Raw genomic sequence first — 258 nt, 5'->3', positions numbered from 1 at the left:
CCCGTGATGAAGTCGTAGCAGCCATTTACGAGAAAGGCTTAAAATCTCCAAAAGAAGTACGAAATGTTCTTGGTTTTGCACATGAAGACGGCTGTTCGAAATGCCGCCCTGCTTTAAACTACTATTTACGTATGGCGATTCCAGAAGAATATGAAGATGATAAATCGTCCCGTTTCGTTAATGAAAGAATGAATGGTAACATCCAGCACGATGGTACATTCTCTGTTATTCCACGTATGTACGGAGGCGTTACAACAG

The 258-nt window shown here is 41.9% G+C and carries 1 protein-coding gene; it reads left to right on the top strand.

Annotated elements, in window-relative coordinates:
• A partial coding sequence (locus SB822_RS58665) for a (2Fe-2S)-binding protein (RefSeq protein WP_410859317.1) occupies positions 1–258 on the top strand: 258 nt, incomplete at both ends.

The sequence above is a fragment of the Paraburkholderia sp. SIMBA_054 genome (genome assembly GCF_046534875.1).
GTDB classification, from domain to species: domain Bacteria; phylum Pseudomonadota; class Gammaproteobacteria; order Burkholderiales; family Burkholderiaceae; genus Paraburkholderia; species Paraburkholderia hospita.
This window is presented reverse-complemented; position numbering and strand designations above follow the sequence as displayed.